The following is an 18,961-nucleotide window of genomic DNA, read 5'->3' on the forward strand; positions in this document are numbered from 1 at the left end:
GCGTGGCAGTCACCGGCAGCGGCTACCAGGCCTGGGTAACGTTCCTGGACCGGTGGCGAGCCGGCCAGGCAGACGATGCGCGAGAGCTTCCGCTCCTCGCCGAGCAGGACTATCCGGCCGACAGTTGGTCTCGGCTGATCCGACGGATGACGGAGGTGTTGGCGTCCCGTCTGCGCGCCTGGGCCGACGGGCTCCTCCGTGCCATGGCCGAGGCCAGGGACGAGTTCGAGGTGGCACGTGCGCTGACGCAGTCCCGGCAGGGCCTCGCCGTCATTCGGGCGGTCGCGGCTCATCCAGGTCTGCCACCACAGCTGTCGCGCCAACTCCTCGACGCGGTGAACGAAGCGATCAGCGCTGCCCAGCAGGCGCTGCTGGACAACATCGAATCGGCCCGCCGTGCCGGCGTGGACGACCGGATCGTCCAGGCCCGGCTCCGCACCCTTCGCGACAACCCGATCACCGTGCACACCGCAACGGCTCCGCGGCGCACCGACGCCTGGTCGTGCGACCCGTCCCGGCCACCGCGCCGGCAGATCCTCATCGATCCCCCGCCTCTGCGTCCCGAGGAGTAGCGTGTCCCATTACGACGAGGCCCGCCGGGATCTCGACAGTTACATCGCCGCCCGGGTCCCGCTCATCGGCATCCGCAGCGCCGAGCAGTCGCGCGCGACCCGCCTCCTGCGGGAAGCCGCCGCAGCCCCGCGCAGAGCCAGCTTTCCCTTCTGGATCTACACCCGGGCCACCGGCCTGCGGGACCTGCGGACCAACAGCCCGGTCCAGGAGGACCGGTCGCTTGTCGCCGCCATGGAATTCGCCGCGGCCCAGGTGACCCGGCGGGCGCAGGCCACGATCGTGTTCGTCGAGCCGGACGACCTCAGCGGGGACTCTCCCGTCACCCGGCACATCGCGGAGCTGGCTCGCCTCGCGGACACCCAGTCCGGCAGCATTGTGCTGATCACGGACACGCCGATCTGGAGCGGTCTGCAACGCCTCGGGATGAGCATCTCGCTCGATCCGCCAAATGCCGCCGAGATGTACGGCATCGTCGTCGAGTTCCTCAAGGAACAGCAGGGCGCCGTCACCATCGACTGGGCCGAGGCGGAAGCCCGGCGCGCCGCCGAGTTCCTCGTTGGAGTGCCGGAGGGTACCGCCATCAACATCCTGGCGACCATGGCCGCCGCGGGGCGGCTACGGCGAGAGGACGTGGACCGCCTCGCCGAGATCAAGGACAAGCACTTCTCGGATCTCGCGGGCCTCGAACGCGTCCCGCTCGGCCAGAACGATCACAAGATCGGTGGACTGAGCTCCCTGCGCACCTGGTTGGACCGCCGTCACCAACTCATGCTCGCCGACCTGCGTGGCGCCGGGCTGCGTCCCCCCAGGGGGGTGCTCCTGGTCGGCGTACCCGGATGTGGCAAGTCGCTGTCCGCCAAGGCGGTGGCGGCCCAGTGGCGGTTGCCTCTCTACCGCCTCGACTTCGCCGCCATCCTCGGCATGTACGTGGGGCAGTCCGAGGCTCGGCTGCGCGAGGCGCTTGACCTGGCCGACCGGACGGCCCCCTGCGTCCTCTGGATCGACGAGATCGAGAAAGGGCTGGCCGGGCAGCACGACTCGACAGGTGTCGGCCGCCGCCTGGTGGGGCAGTTCCTGTTCTGGCTACAGGAGTCGCCCTCCCGTGTGTTCGTCGTGGCCACCTCGAACGACATCCGGTCGCTACCGCCGGAGCTGCTGCGCAAGGGGCGATTCGACGAGCTCTTCTTCGTCGACCTCCCCGACGACGCGGATCGGGCCGAGATCATCCAGCTCTATCACCGTCGGTACGTCCACGAGGAGGTTCCCCCGGACCTGCTGGAGAGGTTGGTGGCCCTCTCCGACGGGTTCGCCGGCTCCGACATCGAGTCCGCACTCGTCGAGGTCGGGTACGAGGTGATGCTGCTGGAGGGCAAGGGCACCGTCCGGGCGGACTTCGTCGTCGACACCTTCGTCAACACCAATCCGCTCAGCCGCACGCACCCGGAGGAGATCGCGGAGATCCGGGCCTGGGGCCGCGATCGGGCGGTGCCCGCCGGCGCGGCCGGAACTCCCGGCACGTCCGGTCCTGGCGCCCGCCGTCGAGTGATCGTTCCTGGCGACGCGTAACTCGGAGGATGAGATGAGCAGCGACAACCAGCCCGACCGTGGGGCGATCTGGAACGTCCGTGACCTCGTCGGGGACCTGGCCGACGAGGTGCCTCCGGCGCCTGCTCCGCGGACGTCGGCTCGTCAGCTTCCGGCGACCGGCGACTCCTCCTCGGCCCGCCCCGGCGACGTCGGCGACGACTCCGCTGGGCGCCCGGTCGACATCGCCGCCGAGGTGCCCGCCGCGAGGGCAGCCGACCCGCCGTGGCGGGGCGAGCTGCTCGGCGCCGAGGTGATGCCCGCGAACCCGAGCGGGACCTCGATGCGGACCCTGACCGTGTGGGCGGGGATCGCACTTGTGGCGGTGCTCGTGGTGGCCGTCGCGGTGGCCGTGGGGCAGGACGGTGACGCCCAGCCAGGATCGTCTTCCGTCGGTGCGGTCCCGACGGAGCCCCGCGAAACTTTCGTCGACGGGGAGCCGGGCGGTCCCGTCCCTTCGGAGGAGCCGATCCCCTCCGCCACGACGATCCTGGATCCGGAGGACGAGGCCCTGTCGGCACTGCACGAGCTGAACGGTCAGGACCTGCCCACGGTGTCGCTCGAAGGCCGGTACGCGGCACAGCTCGCGTCGAAGACAGTGGGCATCGTGGATCCGAACCAGGTCGCGGAGAACGGTTCACACACCTTCTACGCACAGGACATCCTGGCCGAGCACAACCGACTGCGGCAGATGTTCACCGGCGAGGCCCGGCTGGTCCTGCTGCTCAGCACGGACTACGGACGACAGCAGCTACTCGGTGGCCAACCCCTCTGGGTCACGTTCGCGCTCGTGCCGGACTCCTCGAAGGAGGGTGTCGCGACCTGGTGCGCCGCGCAGTTCCCGTCACTCAGCGCGGAGGCACTGGAGAATCAGTGCGTGCCGCGCCGGCTGAACCCGCTCGGCGCATCGGCTGGCTGACTCCGACCGGGCCGAGAGGTGTGTGCGGGTAGGGTCCCAATCATGACGATTCCCCACCTTGCGGCAGCCGACGGCACCACCCTGCCGGCGATCGGGCTCGGCACGTACCGGCTGAACGGCTCGGCGGGCGTCGACGCGATAGGTCAGGCGATCCGGGCGGGCTACCGGTTGATCGACTCGGCGGTCAACTACGAGAACGAGGGCGCCGTCGGTCGGGCCGCCCGGTCGGCCGGTGACGTGCGGGACGAGCTGGTCGTCACCTCGAAGCTGCCGGGGCGGCACCACAGCTACGACGAGGCGTTGACCACCATCGAGGAGAGCGTCTTCCGCACCGGCCTCGACCGGGTCGACCTCTACCTGATCCACTGGCCGAACCCCAGTGTCGACAGGTACGTGCAGGCGTGGCGGGCGCTGATCGAGGCGCGTGAGCGCGGTCTGGTCCGGCACATCGGTCTCTCCAACTTCCTGCCGGAGCACATCGACCGGCTGGTGACCGAGACCGGGGTGCCGCCGGTGGTCAACCAGATCGAGGTGCACCCGTACTTCCCGCAGCAGGAGGCGCTCGACTACCACCGCGAGCACGGCATCCTCGTGCAGGGCTGGAGCCCGCTCGGCCACGGCAACGACCTTCAGAAGCACCCGGTCATCGGGGAGATCGCGGACGCGCACGGCGTCAGCCCGGCGCAGACGATCCTCGCCTGGCACGTGGCCCGCCAGGTGATCCCGCTGCCCAAGGCCGCCTCCCCGCAGCGGCAGGTGGAAAACCTGGACGTCTTCGGCATCACGCTCACCGACGCGCAGGTCGAGGCCATCACCGCGCTGGGCCGCCCGGACGGGCGTCTCGCGGACCAGGACCCGGCGGTGTACGAGGAGTTCTGACCGACCCCACCCGCCGACGGGCGGTGGGCAGGCCGCTGCGAGGTGCGTCGCCCGGGCCGGGAGCGGCCCGGGCGACGCGACACTTGTTAGACGAGGCCGCCGAGGGCCGGGTCGCTGATGCTGTCCTTGCCGTTCTCCACATGACCCGCGCAGCGGTACGCGAAGTCGGCGTCGCCGGCGACGTGGACCGTCAGGTCGTACCAGCCGTGCGTGCGGGCGAGCGCCCACGTGGCGCGCTCGGTCGCGCCGGGGCGCAGCGACAGCGTCACCGGACGGGCGTGGTACCCGTCCCGGACGGTCACCTCGACCCGCTTCGACCCGCGGTTGGTGAGCGTGAGGGTGAGCTTGTCGTCGCGCTCGTGGTACTCGGGGGTGACGTCGAGGTGGGAGCGACCGTCGGTGAACCGGCGGAAGAACCCGTTCGGCCCGTGCACCGACAGGTCGTACCCGGAGGTGACCGGCCAGGTGTCCGTGAGGTGCTTGCCCGGCTCGACGGTGTAGGTGCGCGGGGCGTCCACGCTGTTGGCCTGGCGGACCTGGAAGACCGCGGCGACCCCGCCTGCGTTGCGGAAGTCGATCCGGAGCGCGCGGCCGTCGACCCGGGCGTCGGCGTGCAGGGTGTACGGGATCGCGCGTGCCGAGCGTACCCCGTGCTCCTGCTTCGGTAGCCGCTGGTCGGCCGGCGGGACCGGCACCTCGTCGGGGTGCCGGACCAGGTCCTCGGGCTTGAAGTCGTCGGTGTCGGGCAACCTGACCTCGCGCGAGCGGTTCGGGTGCCGGAAGTCGAAGGCCGTGGTCAGGTCGCCGACCACGGCGCGCCGCCACGGGGTGATGTTCTGCTCGATCAGGTCCGGGCGACCGTGCCCGAACCGCGCCTCCAGGAACTTGATCAGTGAGGTGTGGTCGAAGACCTGCGAGTTCACGTAGCCGCCGCGCGTCCACGGCGAGACGATGACCATGGGTACCCGGATGCCGAGGCCGTACGGCCCGGCCGGGTGGTCGGCGTCGCCGGGGAAGATCTCGTTCGTGGTCGGCACCGTCGACTGCCCGTGTTCGCGGGTCTGCGGGGGCGTCGGCGGGACCACGTGGTCGAAGAAGCCGCCCTCCTCGTCGTACGTGATGAAGAGCGCCATCTTGCTCCACACCTCGGGGTTCGCCGCGAGGATGTCGACGACCTGGGAGATGTACCAGGCGCCGAACGCCGGCCCCCAGTTCGGGTGCTCGGTGTAGGCCTCGGGCGCGGTGATCCAGGAGACCTCCGGCAGGCGTCCCGCCTCGACGTCGGCGCGGAAGTCGGCGAGCAGCGCCTCCGGGTCGCGACCCTGGGTCCTGATCTCCGTGCCGGTCTTCGCCTTCTCGGCGAGCGGTGTTCCGGGCTGCGCGTTCTGGTAGGTGTGGAAGTAGAGCAGCGAGTTGTCGCCGTAGTTGCCGATGTACGGGTCGTTCGTCCAGCCCCAGGAGCCGGCGGCGGTGAGGCCGGTGCCGACGTCCTGGTAGATCTTCCAGGAGATGCCGTTGCGCTCCAGCCGCTCCGGGTAGGTCGACCAGTCGTAGCCGGCCTCCGCGTTGGTGATGACCGGGCCGCCGCCCCTGCCGTCGTTGCCGACCCAGCCGCTCCACATGTGGTAGCGGTTCGGGTCGGTCGGGCCCATGAGAGAGCAGTGGTAGCTGTCGCAGACGGTGAAGGCGTCGGCGAGCGCGTAGTGGTACGGCAGGTCCTGGCGGGTGTGGTAGGTCATCGCCGTGACGCCCTTGTTCGGTACCCACTTGTCGAACCGGCCGTCGTTCCAGGCGGCGTGGCCGTCGTTCCAGCCGTGCGGCGGGTCCGGCAGGAAGGTCTGGCCGAGGTCCTTCACCTCGGGGCGGAACGGCAGCAGCTCGTCGTCGCCGTTGGGCTGGTGCCACACGTCCCTGCCGGACGGCAGTGTCGCCGGATGGGGGTCACCGAAGCCGCGTACGCCGCGCAGGGTGCCGAAGTAGTGGTCGAAGGACCGGTTCTCCTGCATGAGGATGATGACGTGCTCGACGTCCCTGATCGAGCCGGTCCGGTTGTTCGCCGGGATGGCGAGCGCCTTGCTGAGGTCCAGCGGGAGCGCCGCGCCGATCGCGGGAACGCCCATCGCCTTGAGGAAGGTACGTCGATCCACCGTGCCCATAACTCCGCCTTTGTGCGATCTCGTCGAGAAACTGGCGACCGGAGGTTATCGACGATGCGTTGACGGCAGATGGCCGTAGTTAGTCGGTTTTGCGACCGTTCGACGACCGGCTCCGCGCCGCGCTCGGGCTCATCCCGTGCACCCGTTTGAAGGCCGCGCTGAAGCCGAAGGCGTCCGCGTACCCGAGGTGTCGCGCCACGGCGGCGACAGTCGCCGTGGATTCGGCGAGCATGTCGGCCGCCAGGGTCATGCGCCAGTCGGTCAGGTAGGTCAGCGGCGGTTCGCCGACCAACGCGGTGAACCGGGTGGCCAGTGTGGACCGGGAGACTCCCGCCTGCGCGGCGAGGCTGGCCAGGCTCCACGGCCGGCCCGGCGCGTCGTGCATGGCGCGCAGCACCGGACCGACCGTGTCGTCGCTCAACGCCCGGTACCAGCCGGGAGCCTCGGCCTCCGGCTGGTCGAACCAGTCCCGCAGCGTGCACACCAACAACCAGTCCAGGAGACGGTCCAGCACGACCTGCCGGCCGGGCCGACCCGCGTCGAGCTGCGCGTCCAGGTAGTCGCGTAGCGGGGCACAGTCCTGCTCGTCCGGGACGACAAGCACCGGCGGCAGCGCGCCCAGCAGTCGTTGGGGCACCAGACCCCGGACGTGGTAGACCCCGACCAGCAGCACCAGGCGGTCGGTGCGATCCGTGCCGGACGTGCCGGTGTGGCCACGCCGAACGTCGCGGAGTTCCCCGGGAGCGAAGCTCGACCGTGGCTCGGCGGAGAAGACGAACGGCGCCGGGCCGCGTACGGTCGCGGCCTCCCCGACCCGGACCAGGCGGGGCTTGTCGCTCTCGGGGTGCGAGATCCACCCCTCGCCGCGCATGGGGACACAGAGCGTCAGTGGGGCGCCGTCGGTGAACCGCAGCGCACCCGGCGGGGTCAGCACCGACCGGCCGAAGGCCGCACCCTCGGCGTGCACGCCCCGCAGCAGACTGTCGAACGGGTCCATGACATCGACGATAGATCGCCGCCGACGGGGCCTGGACGATCGGACATGCGCGGCGTACGACAGCACATGTACCGTGCGCGACCGGCCGCGTTGACTGTGGTCATGACGACAGACGCGGGTTCGATCCTCGTGCTCGCCGGGACCGGTAAGACCGGTCGTCGGCTGGTGCGGACGCTGCGAGCGGCGGGTCAGCAGGTCCGGGCCGCCTCCCGCTCCGGTGAGGTGCTGTTCGACTGGTCGCGGCAGGCCACCTGGGGACCGGCCCTGGCGGGGGCCTCGGCGGTCTACCTGTTGGCGCCGGAGGACCCCGCGCTGGCCGCCGGCTTCGTGGTGCAGGCGGTGGACTCGGGCGTCGGCCGCTTCGTGGCGCTGTCCGGGCGTGGCATCGACCGGGTCGGTGACTTCTCCCCGGGCATGGTCGCCGCGGAGGAGGCGGTGCGGAAGTCCGGCGTCCAGTGGACGATCATCCGGCCGAACAACTTCAGTCAGAACTTCAGCGAGGACCTGTTTCGCCAACCACTGCTCGACGGTCGGCTGGCCCTGCCGATGGGCGACACCCCGGAACCGTTCGTCGACGCCCAGGACATCGCCGACGTGGCCGCGACGCTGCTGACGTCACCCGGGCACCACGAACAGGTGTACGACCTGTCCGGTCCGCGCGCGCTCACCTTCGCCGAAGCGGTGGCGACGATCGCCGCGGCGTCCGGGCGGTCGATGCGCTACGTGGAGCTGACGGCGGAGCAGTACCAGGCCGAGCTGCTCGCCGAGGGTTATCCGGAGGAGGCCGCGACGGCGCTGAACACCCTGTTCGCCGGGATGCGGGCGGGACATCTCGCCGAGCCGACCGACGGGGTGCGGCGAGTCCTCGGACGGGACCCCCTCGACTTCGACAGCTACGCCGCTCGGGCCGCGTCGGCCGGCGCGTGGTCGTAGCTCCGCAGGCGGCGTAACGGGTGATCTGCCCGCATACTCCGAGCACCCCGACGTACCGTGAGGACGTGCCGACGAGAGACGTACTCACCAAGGCTGACCTCGCCGAACGACGCCGCTCGGCGCTCGGGACGGCCGATCCGCTCGGTGTCGCCGCCGACCTCGCCGAGGCGGCGGAGCAGGGCCGGCTGGAGGATCCGGACGACGCCGGCGACGCCCTGACCCTGGCCGCCGAGATCGCCGAGATCCGGGCGAGACCCGAGGCCGCCCTGCGGTACGCGGAGCGGGCCCTGGCGGCGTACCCGTCCGGGGACGACCCTCGCGCCGGGTTCGCGCGGGCGCTGCGGGCCCGGGCCCTGTTCCGGGCCGGCGGTCGCGACGACGAGGCGATGGCGGAGTTGACCTCGCTGCGCCCGTTGCTGCTCGTGCAGCCCGACGCCCCCGCCTACCTGAGTGCCGCGCTGGACGCGGCCGGTCGTTCGTCGACCGCCGAGACCTGGCTGAGCGAGGCGGTCGACACCCTGCTGGGCGAGCGCGCGACAGCGGCCGGGACGTCCGGGCAGGCGATCACCGCGACCGACCCGGTGGCGGATCTCGGCCCGCCGGACGCGCCGGGTGTCCTCTTCTTCCTCCTGCAACAACGGCACCGGGTACGCCGGAATCTGAACCTGCCGCACGACCGGCAGGACGATCTGGCCGACCGGTTGGAGTCGCAGCTCGTGCGCCGGGCCGGAGAGCGCCGCGACGCCGCGTCGGACCTGCTCTTCTGGCCCCGGGCCGAGTTCGATCGGCTGCTCGCGGAGCACGCGACGCTGAGCGAGGTGTACGGGCCGGACTGGGACGCGCATCGGGGCCGGCTGGAGACGGAGCTGGTCCGGCTGCGCGGTGCCGGTCAGGCCGGGCTGGGCGTGTTCCGCGCCACCGTGGACGGACTGAACGCGTTCGCCGGTCGACGGGACGGCGACCCGAGCGACGCGGCGGTCCGGGCCGGCTACGCGGCCGAGGTGCAGGCGCGACCCAGCACGCGGGTCCCCTGGCCACCGGAGCGCAACGACGCCTGCTGGTGCGGCTCGGGCCTCAAGTACAAGAAGGACTGCCTGCCGCGCTCCCGGTAGGCGGGGGCACCGGCCTCGCCCCGGTTGCGACATAATCCCGAGTGTGGCGAAGGGTGGACGGCTGGGGATCGTCGGCGGAGTCGCGCTGCTGGTGGTGGCGCTCGTCGGTGCCGGTCTGTGGCACTATCTCCTCCGCCCGGACGACCCGACCCACGACAGTGCTGTGGCCGACGCCGCGAAGAAGGTCGACTGGGTCCAGTCCAGATTCGTGGCCGACCATCTCTACCAGGCCGACAAGTACGTGCACGCGGCCGGCCAGCACCCCGACGTCGCGGTGCTCACGGTCACTGGTGACACGCACTGGGGGACCGGCGTGACGCTGGTGCTGCGGGTGGCGGGGCACGGGGTGGAGATCGGCGCGGACGGCTCGGTGATCGACGAGAGTGACGAGGCGATCTGCTTCCGCCTGCGGCTGGGCCCGCGCGACGACCGCCGCGACGACGACATCGAGTGCCCGCCGGACGATCCCATCCAGGTCGCCGAGGACCCGTCGCTCTCCGGGGTCGACGAGCGGCTGAAGAGCGCTCTCGCCACAGTCGGCCCGGACGAGGCCGCGGTCCGCGCGGCGATCGACGGCCTGAAGCTGGACCCCGCCATCAGGACTGAGGTGACCGCGGAGGACGGCCGGGTCGGCGTCGCCCTGCGGGCCGCCCAGTACGACTGCCTCCTGGCCCGCGTCACCGGCAACGGTGCGGAGCTGTGGCGGCCGGCACGCATCCAGTTGGCCCCGGGTGAGCTGTCGTGCGACACGCGGACCTCGCTGAGCGGCTATTTCGGTAAGGGCCTCAGGTGAGTCCCGCTTCACCGGGAGTCCGCTGATGCGAGCCGGGTCGGCCCGTCGCGTGGCGGCGTCCACGGTCGCGGCGCTGCTGACGGCGCTCTGCGTACCCCTGGTGGTGCACCTGGCGCGGCAGGATCCGGCCCCGGTGCTGGCCCGGGCGGCGGCGCAGCAGGGCCCGGCGCCGGTGGCGAGTCGCGACCAGCAGCACTTCGCGGTCACCTGGGCCGCCAGCGCCGAGCGGCTGGGCGCCGGGCCCGCCGAGCGCAGCTACCGGCTCGTCGTCCGGACCAGCGTCGGTGGGGACGCCCTGCGGATCCGGCTGACAAACGCGTTCGGCGAGCACCCGGTCACGTTCGCCAGCGCCTACGCGGGGTTGCAGCGGCAGGGCGCGGAGCTGATCCAGGGCAGCAACCGGCCGCTGACGTTCGGCGGTCAGACCTCGGTCACCGTCCCGGCGGGCGAGGTGGTCATGAGTGACCCGCTGCCCGGCGAGCTGGCCGCGGAGAGCAACCTCGTCGTGAGCCTCCACGTCACCGGCGCGCTGGGCATGCGCAGCGGGCACATCCTGGCCCTCCAGACGTCGTACGCCAGCGCGGGTGATCACGCCGCCGAGGAGGCCGCGACCAACTGGGCCGAGACGCTCAGCTCCTGGTACTGGTTGGACGCCGTCAGCGTGCGGACGTCCACAGCGGTCGGCTCGGTGGTCGTCCTCGGCGACTCCATCACCGACGGGTTCGCCTCCAGCCCGGACACCAACCGTCGGTGGCCCGACTACCTGTCCCGGCGGCTCCACGCCACGCCGGACAGCCCGGTGCGGGGGGTGGCCAACGAGGGCATCTCCGGCAACAAGGTGCTCGCCGGCGGCGCCGGCCCGGCCGCGCTGCGCCGCTTCGACCGCGACGTGCTCTCCCACCCGGGCGTCGACACGGTGTTCGTCCACGAGGGGATCAACGACATCAAGGCCCACACCGGCGTCACGCTCGACGCCCTCACCGCCGGCTACCGGCAGTTGGTCGACCGGGCGCACGCGGCGGGCCGGTGCGTCGTCGGCGCCACGGTCATGCCCTACCGGGGCTGGCCCGAGTACGACAACGCGGGTGAGGCCGTACGCCAGGGCGTCAACGACTGGATCCGGCGCAGCGGCGTGTTCGACGCGGTGGTCGACTTCGACGCGGTCACCCGCAGTCCGCACGACCCGCGGGCGCTCCTGCCGCTCTTCGACAGCGGGGATCATCTCCACCCCAACGACAGGGGCATGCGGGCGATGGCGGATGCCGTCGACCTGGCCGTCCTGCGCTGCGACCGTTGAACCCTCCGGCCCCGGTGGGTCGCCGTGGCGGGCCGGGCCGGGGCGCCACTGGTGATCTCGGGGGCTGACACGCCCCGGCGCGACCGATACCGTCCATCTCTGGACGATTGACGTCCACCCGATGCCTCCGGAGGAGACGCCGATGTTCGAGGAGTTCATGGGCCTCCCCGCCCACCCTCTGGTGCTGCACGCCGCGGTCGTGTTCGTCCCGCTGCTGGCCCTGCTGACGGTCGGCTACGCCCTCGTCGCGCCCATCCGGCCGCACACCCGCTGGGTGCTGGGGCTGCTCGCCGTGGGCGCGCCGGTCGCCGCCCTGTTGGCGAAGCTCTCCGGGGATGCCTTCTTCGAGCGCATGCGCGCGGCCAACCGGATCACCCCCGAGTTCCTCCCGAAGATCGAGGCGCACCAGGAGTTCGGCGACATCACGTTCTGGGCGACCCTCCTGTTGGCGATCGTGGCGCTGGCGTTGGTCCGGTTCGTCCCGCCGCGGGCCGCCGAGGTGAACGCCACCGGTGACGGGCGGCCGGGTCGGGCGTTGACGGTGGTGTTGCAGGTGCTGTCGGTGGTGGCCGCCGGCATCGTCGTCTACTACGTCGTCCGCACCGGCGACTCCGGCGCGAAGGCGGTCTGGGAGGGCCAGTGACCCCTCAGGCGACCTCGTCGCGTACCCGCCAGGACACCGCGACGAGCCAGCCGGAGATGAGCACCGCTCCGACGGCGAAGCGGATGCTCGCACTCCCCTCGCTCCAGGGCAGGGCGGTGAGCACGAACGCGACGCCACCGCTGGCGGCGCTGTAGAGCGCCCATCCCCGGTGGCCCTGGCCGGCGAGACGTCGGGCGAGCAGCAGCCCGGCGGCGATGAGCGACAGGAACGCGGCCGCGCCGCACACCGTGTGCAGGATGCTGCCCGTGCTGGCCTGCTCGGGCAGCCCGCTCGGGGCGCCGGGTGGCCAGCCGAGCGCGGGATCGGGGACGAAGACTCCGCCGCCGACCATCGCCACCCCGTAGACGCCGACCAGCACCGGCACCACAGTCCCGGCCCGGCCCGGACGCAGTGCCCGCCACAGGCCCACCGCGGAGGCGACGGCCAGCACGCCGGTGCCCGCGAACGCGATGACCTGCAGCCAGCCGAGGTCACCGAGGGTGAGTGCGCTGACCGCGTGCCGGCGCAGGTCGAACCCGGATCGGGTGAACGCCTGCCCGAACGACAGGGCGGGGAAGAGAACGCCGGCCGCCGTGCCGCAGCCCAGCAGGAGTCGCGTTCGGCGGAGATGGGTCTCGGGGACTGTCGTCCGGGACGTCATTGACGTACCTCTCGGGTCGGCGTCTCGTCTCACCGTCACGACGAACGAGGCGAGCCCGGATCGACACCGCGACGCGGAACGGTGGTGCGGTCCGGCCGGGGCCGGGCCGCACCACCGCGTCGACCGTCAGCCGGCGTGGTACGCCCGGATGATGGTCTGGTCGATGCCGCTACCACCGTTCGCGGCGGCCTTCACCCGCAGCGAGACGGCCTGCCCGGCGGCGGCCTTCGGCAGGGCGAGCCGGTAACCGTCGCCGCTCGCGGTGACCCGGGCCGACGTCCAGGTGGCGCCGTCGTCCGTCGAGGTCCAGGCCCGCACCGACGTCACCTTCTGCGCCTTGACGCCGTGCGCCTGCCGGACGGCCAGCTCGGCGGTCGCGCCGGTGACGTGGTTGGCGGTGTCCATGGGCAGCGCGTAGTCCACCGCGAGCAGCGGCAGCGGGACGCTTCCCGTCCCGTCCGGCCCGGCGGACCGGAACGTCCAGGAGGTGGTGACCTTTGTCGAGATCGGCAGGATCAGGCTCGTGTCGACGTCGAGGTTCAGTCGGTAGTCCGCCATCTGCTGCGGCACTGTGAAGTCGGCGAGCGGCCGGTTCCGCTCGTCGACGAGCTTGCCGTCGCGGTACAACGACAGCTTGCGGTTCACGCCGATCGAGTCGCCCTGGAGGCAGTCGGCCCGCTGGTGCTTGTCGGTGAGGGTCACCAGGTCGATGTGCAGGTTGCCCCGGGTCCGCGACGGCGCGGTGGCGCAGCTGTGGCCGACGCCGGCCGGGTCGTCGTACCAGCCGGAGTGCAGCGGCTGCCGCGCCCAGACCTTGGCCTGCCGGCTGCCCGGCTGGTAGCTGCGGGGTGCCTCCTGGGCCGACAGGCCACCGTAGACGCCCTCGTCGGCCCAGAGGTAGCCGGGCGACAGGTAGTCGGTGCGGTACGGCGGCAGGTTGCCCTCGTGGGTCTCCGTCACCCACACCCCGTCCGGCGTGAAGCCGGTGCGGATCAGCTGGGTGGACATCCCCTCCGAGTCCGCCTGGTGGAACCGTTCCTCGATTCGGGCGAGTTTCGCCTGCTCCGCCGCGTTCACCCGGAACGCCGGATCGGCCGGTACGCCGAACGGGTACTCGTGCACCAGGTTGTAGCGGTACGGCTTGGCCGTGCCGGCAGGTGCGTCGAGGTTGACGGCGGCCCAGCTGCGGAGCGATCCGACACCGGGCTTCGGCAGGGCGGAGGCGCGGACGGCCGTCGCGGTCCCGTACCCGCTGACCTGGTTCCACACGGACAGCCCGTTCGCCGCGGTCTGCACGTTCGTGAGATCGGTCTTGGTGGCCTTGGTGGCGACGCCGTCGACGGTGGCCGTCACCGGCTTGGCGCGCGCCGGGTCGAGCGTCACGCCGCGGTTGCCGGTGACGGTCAGGTCGGTCTCGCCGACAAGTGTCGTCTCCAGCACGTCGCTGTCGACGTAGTAGGCGACCGAGGCGCCGAGCACCGAGTACCGGCCGGCCGGCACCCGCAGCGTGAAGTCGTCGCCGGGCGCACCGCCCGCCCCGCCGTAGAAGATCACCGGGTCGGTGAGGTTGGTGATCGCGAGGTTGATCCAGCTCTCCGCGCCGTCCTTCAGACCGGCAAGCGGCTTCGTGCGGATGGTCAGGTCGTAGCTGGGCTGCTCGACGTAGAAGCTCACCGGCGTGGTCGCGACAAGCTTGCGGCCGGCGGTGCGGGCGGTGACGGTGGCCAGGTAGAAGCCCGGCCGGGCGGCCAGCGCCGCGCGGTTGACCCGCAGGGTCGCCCCGGCGGTGGCGCCGCGTGTGAGTGTCACCCGGTTCGTCGACAGCGACGCCGCGCCGCGCGGCACCGGCTGGCCGTCGTGGTTGACCACCGACACGTCGAGGTCGAGGACGCTCGTCGCCGGGGTGGCCGCTCCGGTCCAGCTCAGCTTCGCCTCGCTGGTCCCGGACTGCGGGTACGCGAAGGTGCCGAGGTTGACCACCGCCTGGTCGCTGGTCGGGCCGCCGAGGGCGCGGGCCGCGTTGAGCCGGCCGGCACCGACGGCGTACGCGTCGACGCCGGTCAGCGGGTCCGCGGCGCCGACGAGCGCGGCCTTGATCTGCGCGCCGGTCCAGTCCGGGTGCCGCTGGACGAGCAGCGCGGCGGCGCCCGCGACGTGGGGGCTGGCCATCGAGGTGCCGCTGATCGCCTCGTAGTGCGTGTCGATCGGGTCCTGCAGGTTGGTGCCGGCGGCCCGCGCGGCGACGATGTCGACGCCGGGTGCGACAAGCTCCGGCTTGGCCACGTTGCTGGTGATGAGCGGCCCTCGGCTGGAGAAGTCGGCGAGCTTGTCGTCGCGGTCGACCGCGCCGACGGTGAGCGCGCTGGCGGCCGAGCCCGGCGAGGAGATGGCCCCGCCGCTGTTGCCGGCGGCGATGACGAACAGCACGCCGGTCTGCTTGCTCAGGCCGTCGACGGCGAGCGAGAGCGGGTCGTTGCCGTCGTCCGGGTCGCTGCCGCCGAGGCTCATGTTGATGACGTCGGCCCGGGCGGCGGCCCACTCCATGCCCGCGATGATCCCGGAGTCCTCGCCCGAGCCGCGGTCGTCGAGCACCTTGCCGATCACCAGCTTGGCGTCCGGCGCCACGCCGCGACGCTGCCCGTGCGCGGCCGCGCCGGTGCCGGCGATCGTCGACGCGACGTGCGTACCGTGGCCGTTGTGGTCGACGGCGTCACCGCCCTCGGCGGTGAAGTCGGACCTGTCGACGACCCGGCCGACCAGGTCCGGGTGGGTGAAGTCGGCGCCGGTGTCGAGCACCGCGACCCGGACGCCGGCGCCGGTGTAGCCGGACTTCCAGGCCTCGGGTGCGGCGATCTGTCCCAGGTTGCGGTCGAGGTCCCGCTGCTGTCCGCCGCCGGTCAGCGCGGTCGCGCGGACCTTGCGGTCGAGCCAGACCTTCTTCGCGCCGGCGAGCAGCGAGGTGGTCGCCAGCTTCGCGGTGGCCGGGCTCTTCTTGGGTACGCGGCCGGCCACCGCGCCGATGCTGGGCAGCGGCAGTACGTCGCCGAGCGCGGCGACCCGGGCGGACGCGGTGGCGGGCTGCACGATGAGCGGCAGCTCCGCGGTGTTGTCGTCGTCGTACCCGTCGGCGATCAGCGTGGTGACGTCGAAGAGGTCGGGGTCGAGGACCGAGCCGATCTGGGACGCGACGCGGGCCGGGATGACGTGCAGGTGCCCGTCGGGGCCGCAGGTCTGGCGGATCACCGCGTTCTCGTCGGCGGGCTGGACGGTGGCGTGCGGGCATCCCGAGCCGGTGCTGCGGACGGTCACCACGTCCCCGGTCAGCAGGGTGACGGTGTGCGTCCTGCCGTCGGCAGAGGTGGCGGGTGGGCCGGTCCGGCCGATGCCGCTGGGTCCCGCCGTGGCCGTGCCGCCCGGTAGGGCGGTGAGCGTCGTCGCCGTGACGGCGACGGCCAACAGCCACCGTGTTTTCCTGAGCATGTTGCTCCTCGTCTTATGTGGACGAAAGCGCCTCTTCGGGCGCTTCCCGCAAGATCATATGCACGAGTACGTGATCTTCGGAGGTCTTCGACGACAGGTTTTTCCGCTGGTGTGGCCCGGATTTCCGCAGCGTGTCACCGTCCGGCTCGGTTCGATGACGTTTCGATTGCCGTCCGCCTCGTCCAGAACGGCACATTGCGAATAAAGGGCACATCCCTGTTCGACGGCATCGACGGGACCCGAGCCCGGACCTAGCATGGCGACGAATGGATCTTCGAGATAGGCCCCTGCCGAGACCCGGCGACCAGCCCAACCGAAGGGAGACGCGCATGCGTCGACCCCGCCATCTGGCACTCCTGAGCGTCGGCGTGTCCGGCGCCCTGGTCCTGGCCGCGGCCCCCACCGCGACCGCGGCGCCGCCCACGACCGCGACGCCCACCGGCATCGTGGTCAGCGACGGCATGACCCAACCGGTGTTCTCGCTCGCCGACGCGATCGAGGAGCGGGTGTTCGTCCAGACCCCTGTCGACACCGATCACGACGGTCGGCCCGACCGGGTGGCGATCGACATCTCCCGCCCCCGCGAGACCGCCACGCAGGGCTTCAAGGTGCCGGTCATCTTCGAGCACAGCCCGTACCGCAAGGGCACCTGGGGTGACGTGCCGTACCCGAGCGTGCTCGTCGACGACCTGCCGCAGAACGGTCGGACCGACCGGGCCGGGCGTCTGGGGCTCGACGCGGGCGCCCAGCGGGCCCAGGCGAAGGCCAACCTGCCCGGCTCGCTCGACGACTACTACGTGCCCCGCGGGTACGCGGTGGTGCTCGGTCAGAGCGTCGGCACCGGCGACTCGGACGGCTGCCCCACCAGCGGCGACCAGGCCGAGACCCTCGGCACCAAGGCGGTCATCGACTGGCTCAACGGCCGAGCGAAGGGGTACGACGCGAACGGCGCCCCGATCACCGCCGGCTGGACCACGGGCGCGGTCGGCATGACCGGCGTCTCCTACAACGGGACGCTGCCCAACCAGGTGGCCACCACCGGGGTCAAGGGACTCAAAACCATCGTGCCGGTCTCCGCGATCAGCAGCTGGTACGACTACTACCGGGCCAACGGTCTGGTCGTCGCCCCCGGCACGTTCCAGGGTGAGGACCTCGACATCCTGGCCCAGTACACCGCCGGACAGGCCCGCGCCGAGGGACCCTGCGCCGACGAACTCGCGACCATCACCGCGGAGCAGGACCGGGTCACCGGCGACTACTCGGACTTCTGGCGCGACCGCGACTACCTCGACGCTCGCAACGTCACGGCAAGCGTCTTCGTCGTGCACGGCCTCAACGACTGGAACGTCAAGACCGAGCACTTCGCCGGCTGGTGGGACCAGCTCGCCAAGCGCGACGTACCGCGCAAGATCTGGCTGCACCAGGGCGGCCACGGCGGCCCGGGCAGTAGCGCGTCGGTGACCCTGCCGAGCGGCCAGACGTGGACCTACAAGCAGACCGAGAACCGCTGGTTCGACTTCTGGCTGTGGAACGTGCGCAACGGCATCATGGACGAGCCGACCGCCGTGCTCCAACGCGAGGACCGCGCCTACACCACGTACGCCAACTGGCCCGACCCGGCGGCCCGTGCGGTCGGGTTGCGGTTCGCCGCCACCGACGCCACCGCCCCGGGCGCGCTCACCACGGGCAAGCCACCGAAGGGCAAGGTCGAGCAGAGCTTCGTCGACGAGGGCCGGACCATCCACCCGGACACCCTGGTCGCCAACCCCGACACGGCGAACGCGAACCGGCTCGCCTACCGCTCCCCCGCGCTGACGTCGGACGTCCGCATCTCCGGGCGTCCGGAGATGCGGCTGCGGATGGCGATCGACAACAAGCCGGACGCGAACCTCACCGCGTACCTGGTCGACTACGGCCCAGCCGGGTCGACCGCCGTCCCGACCGTGGTGACCCGGGGCTGGATGGACCCGCAGAACCGCAAGAGCGCCGCCCGCACCGAGCCGGTCAAGCAGGGCAAGCTGTACGACTACCGGTGGACCATGGAGCCGAAGGACTACATCTTCCCGGCCGGGCACCGGATCGGCGTGGTCGTCTTCTCCAGCGACCAGGAGTACACCCTCCTGCCGTTGGGCGGCACAAAGCTGCGGGTAGCCCCGAACGACAGCGAACTACGACTGCCGGTGGTCGGCGGGCGGAGCGTCCTCGGGTTCTGATTCGTCTCCGCTCTCCCGGGTGGGGCAGTCCGACGCGTTCGGGCTGCCCCACGTCGATCACGCCATCCGTCCGCCGCGCCGGTTTCGCACGGTCGGACCGGTTCGGGGCGTGCGGACGGCGCACACCGGCATGATCCACTCGGCCTTCATGATGTCGGGGTGTTTCCGGCACTCGGACACCGCCACTTTCAGGAACGCGAGTCGATCACCTCGATCGTCCCCCCGTGTCCGTATCGCCGGTGGGCGGGCTGGGGTCGGTGTCGGGTTTGGGCGAGAATGTCGGGCGGCCGGGGCCACCCCCGTGGCGGAATCGGCGGCCGGCCCGGGTCGTTATACCTGGCAGACCACCGCAACAGTCCGGGTCATGGTGTGCCGGCCCCGGCGGGAACCACCGCCAGGTCCGCCCGCCAGAGCCAGCCGCCGGGAACACCCGCCGGCCCGCCCCGGTTACACCCCCCGCACGGCCGAGCACCACCACCGGCCGACCCCTCGGGCAGGCGGAATGCGCCGACCCCGGGAAGGCGGAATGACCCGCCACCACGAACCGTTACACCCTGTCCCGACGCCGACCCCCTCACGGGTCACCGGGCAGAACCCCCCTCGAACGTCCCCCGCACGGCCACGCACCCCCGTTGAGTGCTGTGTGGGTTCCCCCGATGCAGAGGAGCACGCCATCATGCGTACCGATCTGATCCGTAAGACCGCTCTGACCGCCGCCGGC

The 18,961-nt window shown here is 71.7% G+C and carries 14 protein-coding genes; 10 read left to right on the forward strand and 4 right to left on the reverse strand.

Annotated features, from left to right (window positions below; all coding sequences use genetic code 11):
- Positions 1–2: 2 nt before the first annotated feature.
- The 4 genes from ACGFH8_RS25855 to ACGFH8_RS25870 are packed head-to-tail and all read left to right on the forward strand — an operon-like array spanning position 3 to position 3,955.
- Complete coding sequence (locus ACGFH8_RS25855) at positions 3–572, forward strand: hypothetical protein (protein WP_393371713.1); 570 nt, start codon at positions 3–5, stop codon at positions 570–572.
- Position 573: 1 nt separating this feature from the next.
- Complete coding sequence (locus tag ACGFH8_RS25860; RefSeq protein ID WP_393371716.1) at positions 574–2,139, forward strand: AAA family ATPase; 1,566 nt, start codon at positions 574–576, stop codon at positions 2,137–2,139.
- Positions 2,140–2,152: 13 nt separating this feature from the next.
- A complete protein-coding gene (locus tag ACGFH8_RS25865; protein ID WP_393371719.1) occupies positions 2,153–3,076 on the forward strand; it encodes a hypothetical protein in 924 nt (307 codons plus the stop codon).
- Positions 3,077–3,118: 42 nt separating this feature from the next.
- Positions 3,119–3,955, forward strand: coding sequence for an aldo/keto reductase (locus tag ACGFH8_RS25870; RefSeq protein WP_393371721.1), 837 nt, complete (start codon positions 3,119–3,121; stop codon positions 3,953–3,955).
- Positions 3,956–4,041: 86 nt separating this feature from the next.
- Here the strand turns inward: ACGFH8_RS25870 and ACGFH8_RS25875 are convergent, their stop codons facing one another.
- Both ACGFH8_RS25875 and ACGFH8_RS25880 read right to left on the reverse strand, forming a co-directional pair.
- Entirely contained in the window at positions 4,042–6,111 is a 2,070-nt protein-coding gene (locus tag ACGFH8_RS25875) for a phosphocholine-specific phospholipase C (protein ID WP_393371724.1), read from the reverse strand.
- A gap of 79 nt (positions 6,112–6,190) precedes the next feature.
- Positions 6,191–7,108: an AraC family transcriptional regulator gene (locus tag ACGFH8_RS25880; protein WP_393371727.1), complete on the reverse strand. Its 918-nt coding sequence runs from the start codon at positions 7,106–7,108 to the stop codon at positions 6,191–6,193.
- Between the two features lie 102 nt (positions 7,109–7,210).
- On the opposite strand from ACGFH8_RS25880, the gene ACGFH8_RS25885 reads away from it, so the two are divergent.
- From ACGFH8_RS25885 to ACGFH8_RS25905, 5 genes are all read left to right on the forward strand, one after another.
- Entirely contained in the window at positions 7,211–8,041 is an 831-nt protein-coding gene (locus ACGFH8_RS25885) for an NAD(P)H-binding protein (protein ID WP_393371730.1), read from the forward strand.
- Between the two features lie 65 nt (positions 8,042–8,106).
- A complete protein-coding gene (locus tag ACGFH8_RS25890) occupies positions 8,107–9,153 on the forward strand; it encodes an SEC-C metal-binding domain-containing protein (RefSeq protein ID WP_393371733.1) in 1,047 nt (348 codons plus the stop codon).
- A 43-nt stretch (positions 9,154–9,196) separates the two neighbouring features.
- Positions 9,197–9,946, forward strand: coding sequence for a hypothetical protein (locus tag ACGFH8_RS25895; protein ID WP_393371736.1), 750 nt, complete (start codon positions 9,197–9,199; stop codon positions 9,944–9,946).
- A gap of 25 nt (positions 9,947–9,971) precedes the next feature.
- A complete protein-coding gene (locus ACGFH8_RS25900) occupies positions 9,972–11,243 on the forward strand; it encodes an SGNH/GDSL hydrolase family protein (protein ID WP_393371738.1) in 1,272 nt (423 codons plus the stop codon).
- Positions 11,244–11,385: 142 nt separating this feature from the next.
- Positions 11,386–11,886 (forward strand): DUF2231 domain-containing protein, encoded by a 501-nt coding sequence (locus ACGFH8_RS25905; protein WP_393371741.1) that lies wholly within the window; start codon positions 11,386–11,388, stop codon positions 11,884–11,886.
- Positions 11,887–11,890: 4 nt separating this feature from the next.
- On the opposite strand, the gene ACGFH8_RS25910 is transcribed toward ACGFH8_RS25905, so the two are convergent.
- Both ACGFH8_RS25910 and ACGFH8_RS25915 read right to left on the reverse strand, forming a co-directional pair.
- A complete protein-coding gene (locus tag ACGFH8_RS25910) occupies positions 11,891–12,547 on the reverse strand; it encodes a DUF998 domain-containing protein (RefSeq protein WP_393371744.1) in 657 nt (218 codons plus the stop codon).
- A 126-nt stretch (positions 12,548–12,673) separates the two neighbouring features.
- On the reverse strand, positions 12,674–16,027 hold the full coding sequence (locus tag ACGFH8_RS25915; RefSeq protein ID WP_393371746.1) for a S8 family peptidase: 3,354 nt from the start codon (positions 16,025–16,027) through the stop codon (positions 12,674–12,676).
- A gap of 329 nt (positions 16,028–16,356) precedes the next feature.
- Between ACGFH8_RS25915 and ACGFH8_RS25920 the strand changes: the two genes are divergently transcribed.
- The gene (locus tag ACGFH8_RS25920) at positions 16,357–18,240 is read left to right on the forward strand and encodes a Xaa-Pro dipeptidyl-peptidase (RefSeq protein WP_393371747.1); all 1,884 of its coding nucleotides are present in this window, start codon (positions 16,357–16,359) and stop codon (positions 18,238–18,240) included.
- Positions 18,241–18,961: the final 721 nt, after the last annotated feature.

The organism is Micromonospora sp. NPDC049175 (assembly GCF_043197345.1).
Classification (GTDB): domain Bacteria; phylum Actinomycetota; class Actinomycetes; order Mycobacteriales; family Micromonosporaceae; genus Micromonospora.

Coding starts and splice junctions, on each gene's coding strand:
- ACGFH8_RS25865 (WP_393371719.1), top strand. CDS start 2,153: ATGAGCAGCGACAACCAGCCCGACCGTGGGGCGATCTGGAACGTCCGT.
- ACGFH8_RS25870 (WP_393371721.1), top strand. CDS start 3,119: ATGACGATTCCCCACCTTGCGGCAGCCGACGGCACCACCCTGCCGGCG.
- ACGFH8_RS25875 (WP_393371724.1), bottom strand. CDS start 6,111: ATGGGCACGGTGGATCGACGTACCTTCCTCAAGGCGATGGGCGTTCCC.
- ACGFH8_RS25880 (WP_393371727.1), bottom strand. CDS start 7,108: ATGGACCCGTTCGACAGTCTGCTGCGGGGCGTGCACGCCGAGGGTGCG.
- ACGFH8_RS25885 (WP_393371730.1), top strand. CDS start 7,211: ATGACGACAGACGCGGGTTCGATCCTCGTGCTCGCCGGGACCGGTAAG.
- ACGFH8_RS25900 (WP_393371738.1), top strand. CDS start 9,972: ATGCGAGCCGGGTCGGCCCGTCGCGTGGCGGCGTCCACGGTCGCGGCG.
- ACGFH8_RS25905 (WP_393371741.1), top strand. CDS start 11,386: ATGTTCGAGGAGTTCATGGGCCTCCCCGCCCACCCTCTGGTGCTGCAC.
- ACGFH8_RS25910 (WP_393371744.1), bottom strand. CDS start 12,547: ATGACGTCCCGGACGACAGTCCCCGAGACCCATCTCCGCCGAACGCGA.
- ACGFH8_RS25915 (WP_393371746.1), bottom strand. CDS start 16,027: ATGCTCAGGAAAACACGGTGGCTGTTGGCCGTCGCCGTCACGGCGACG.
- ACGFH8_RS25920 (WP_393371747.1), top strand. CDS start 16,357: ATGCGTCGACCCCGCCATCTGGCACTCCTGAGCGTCGGCGTGTCCGGC.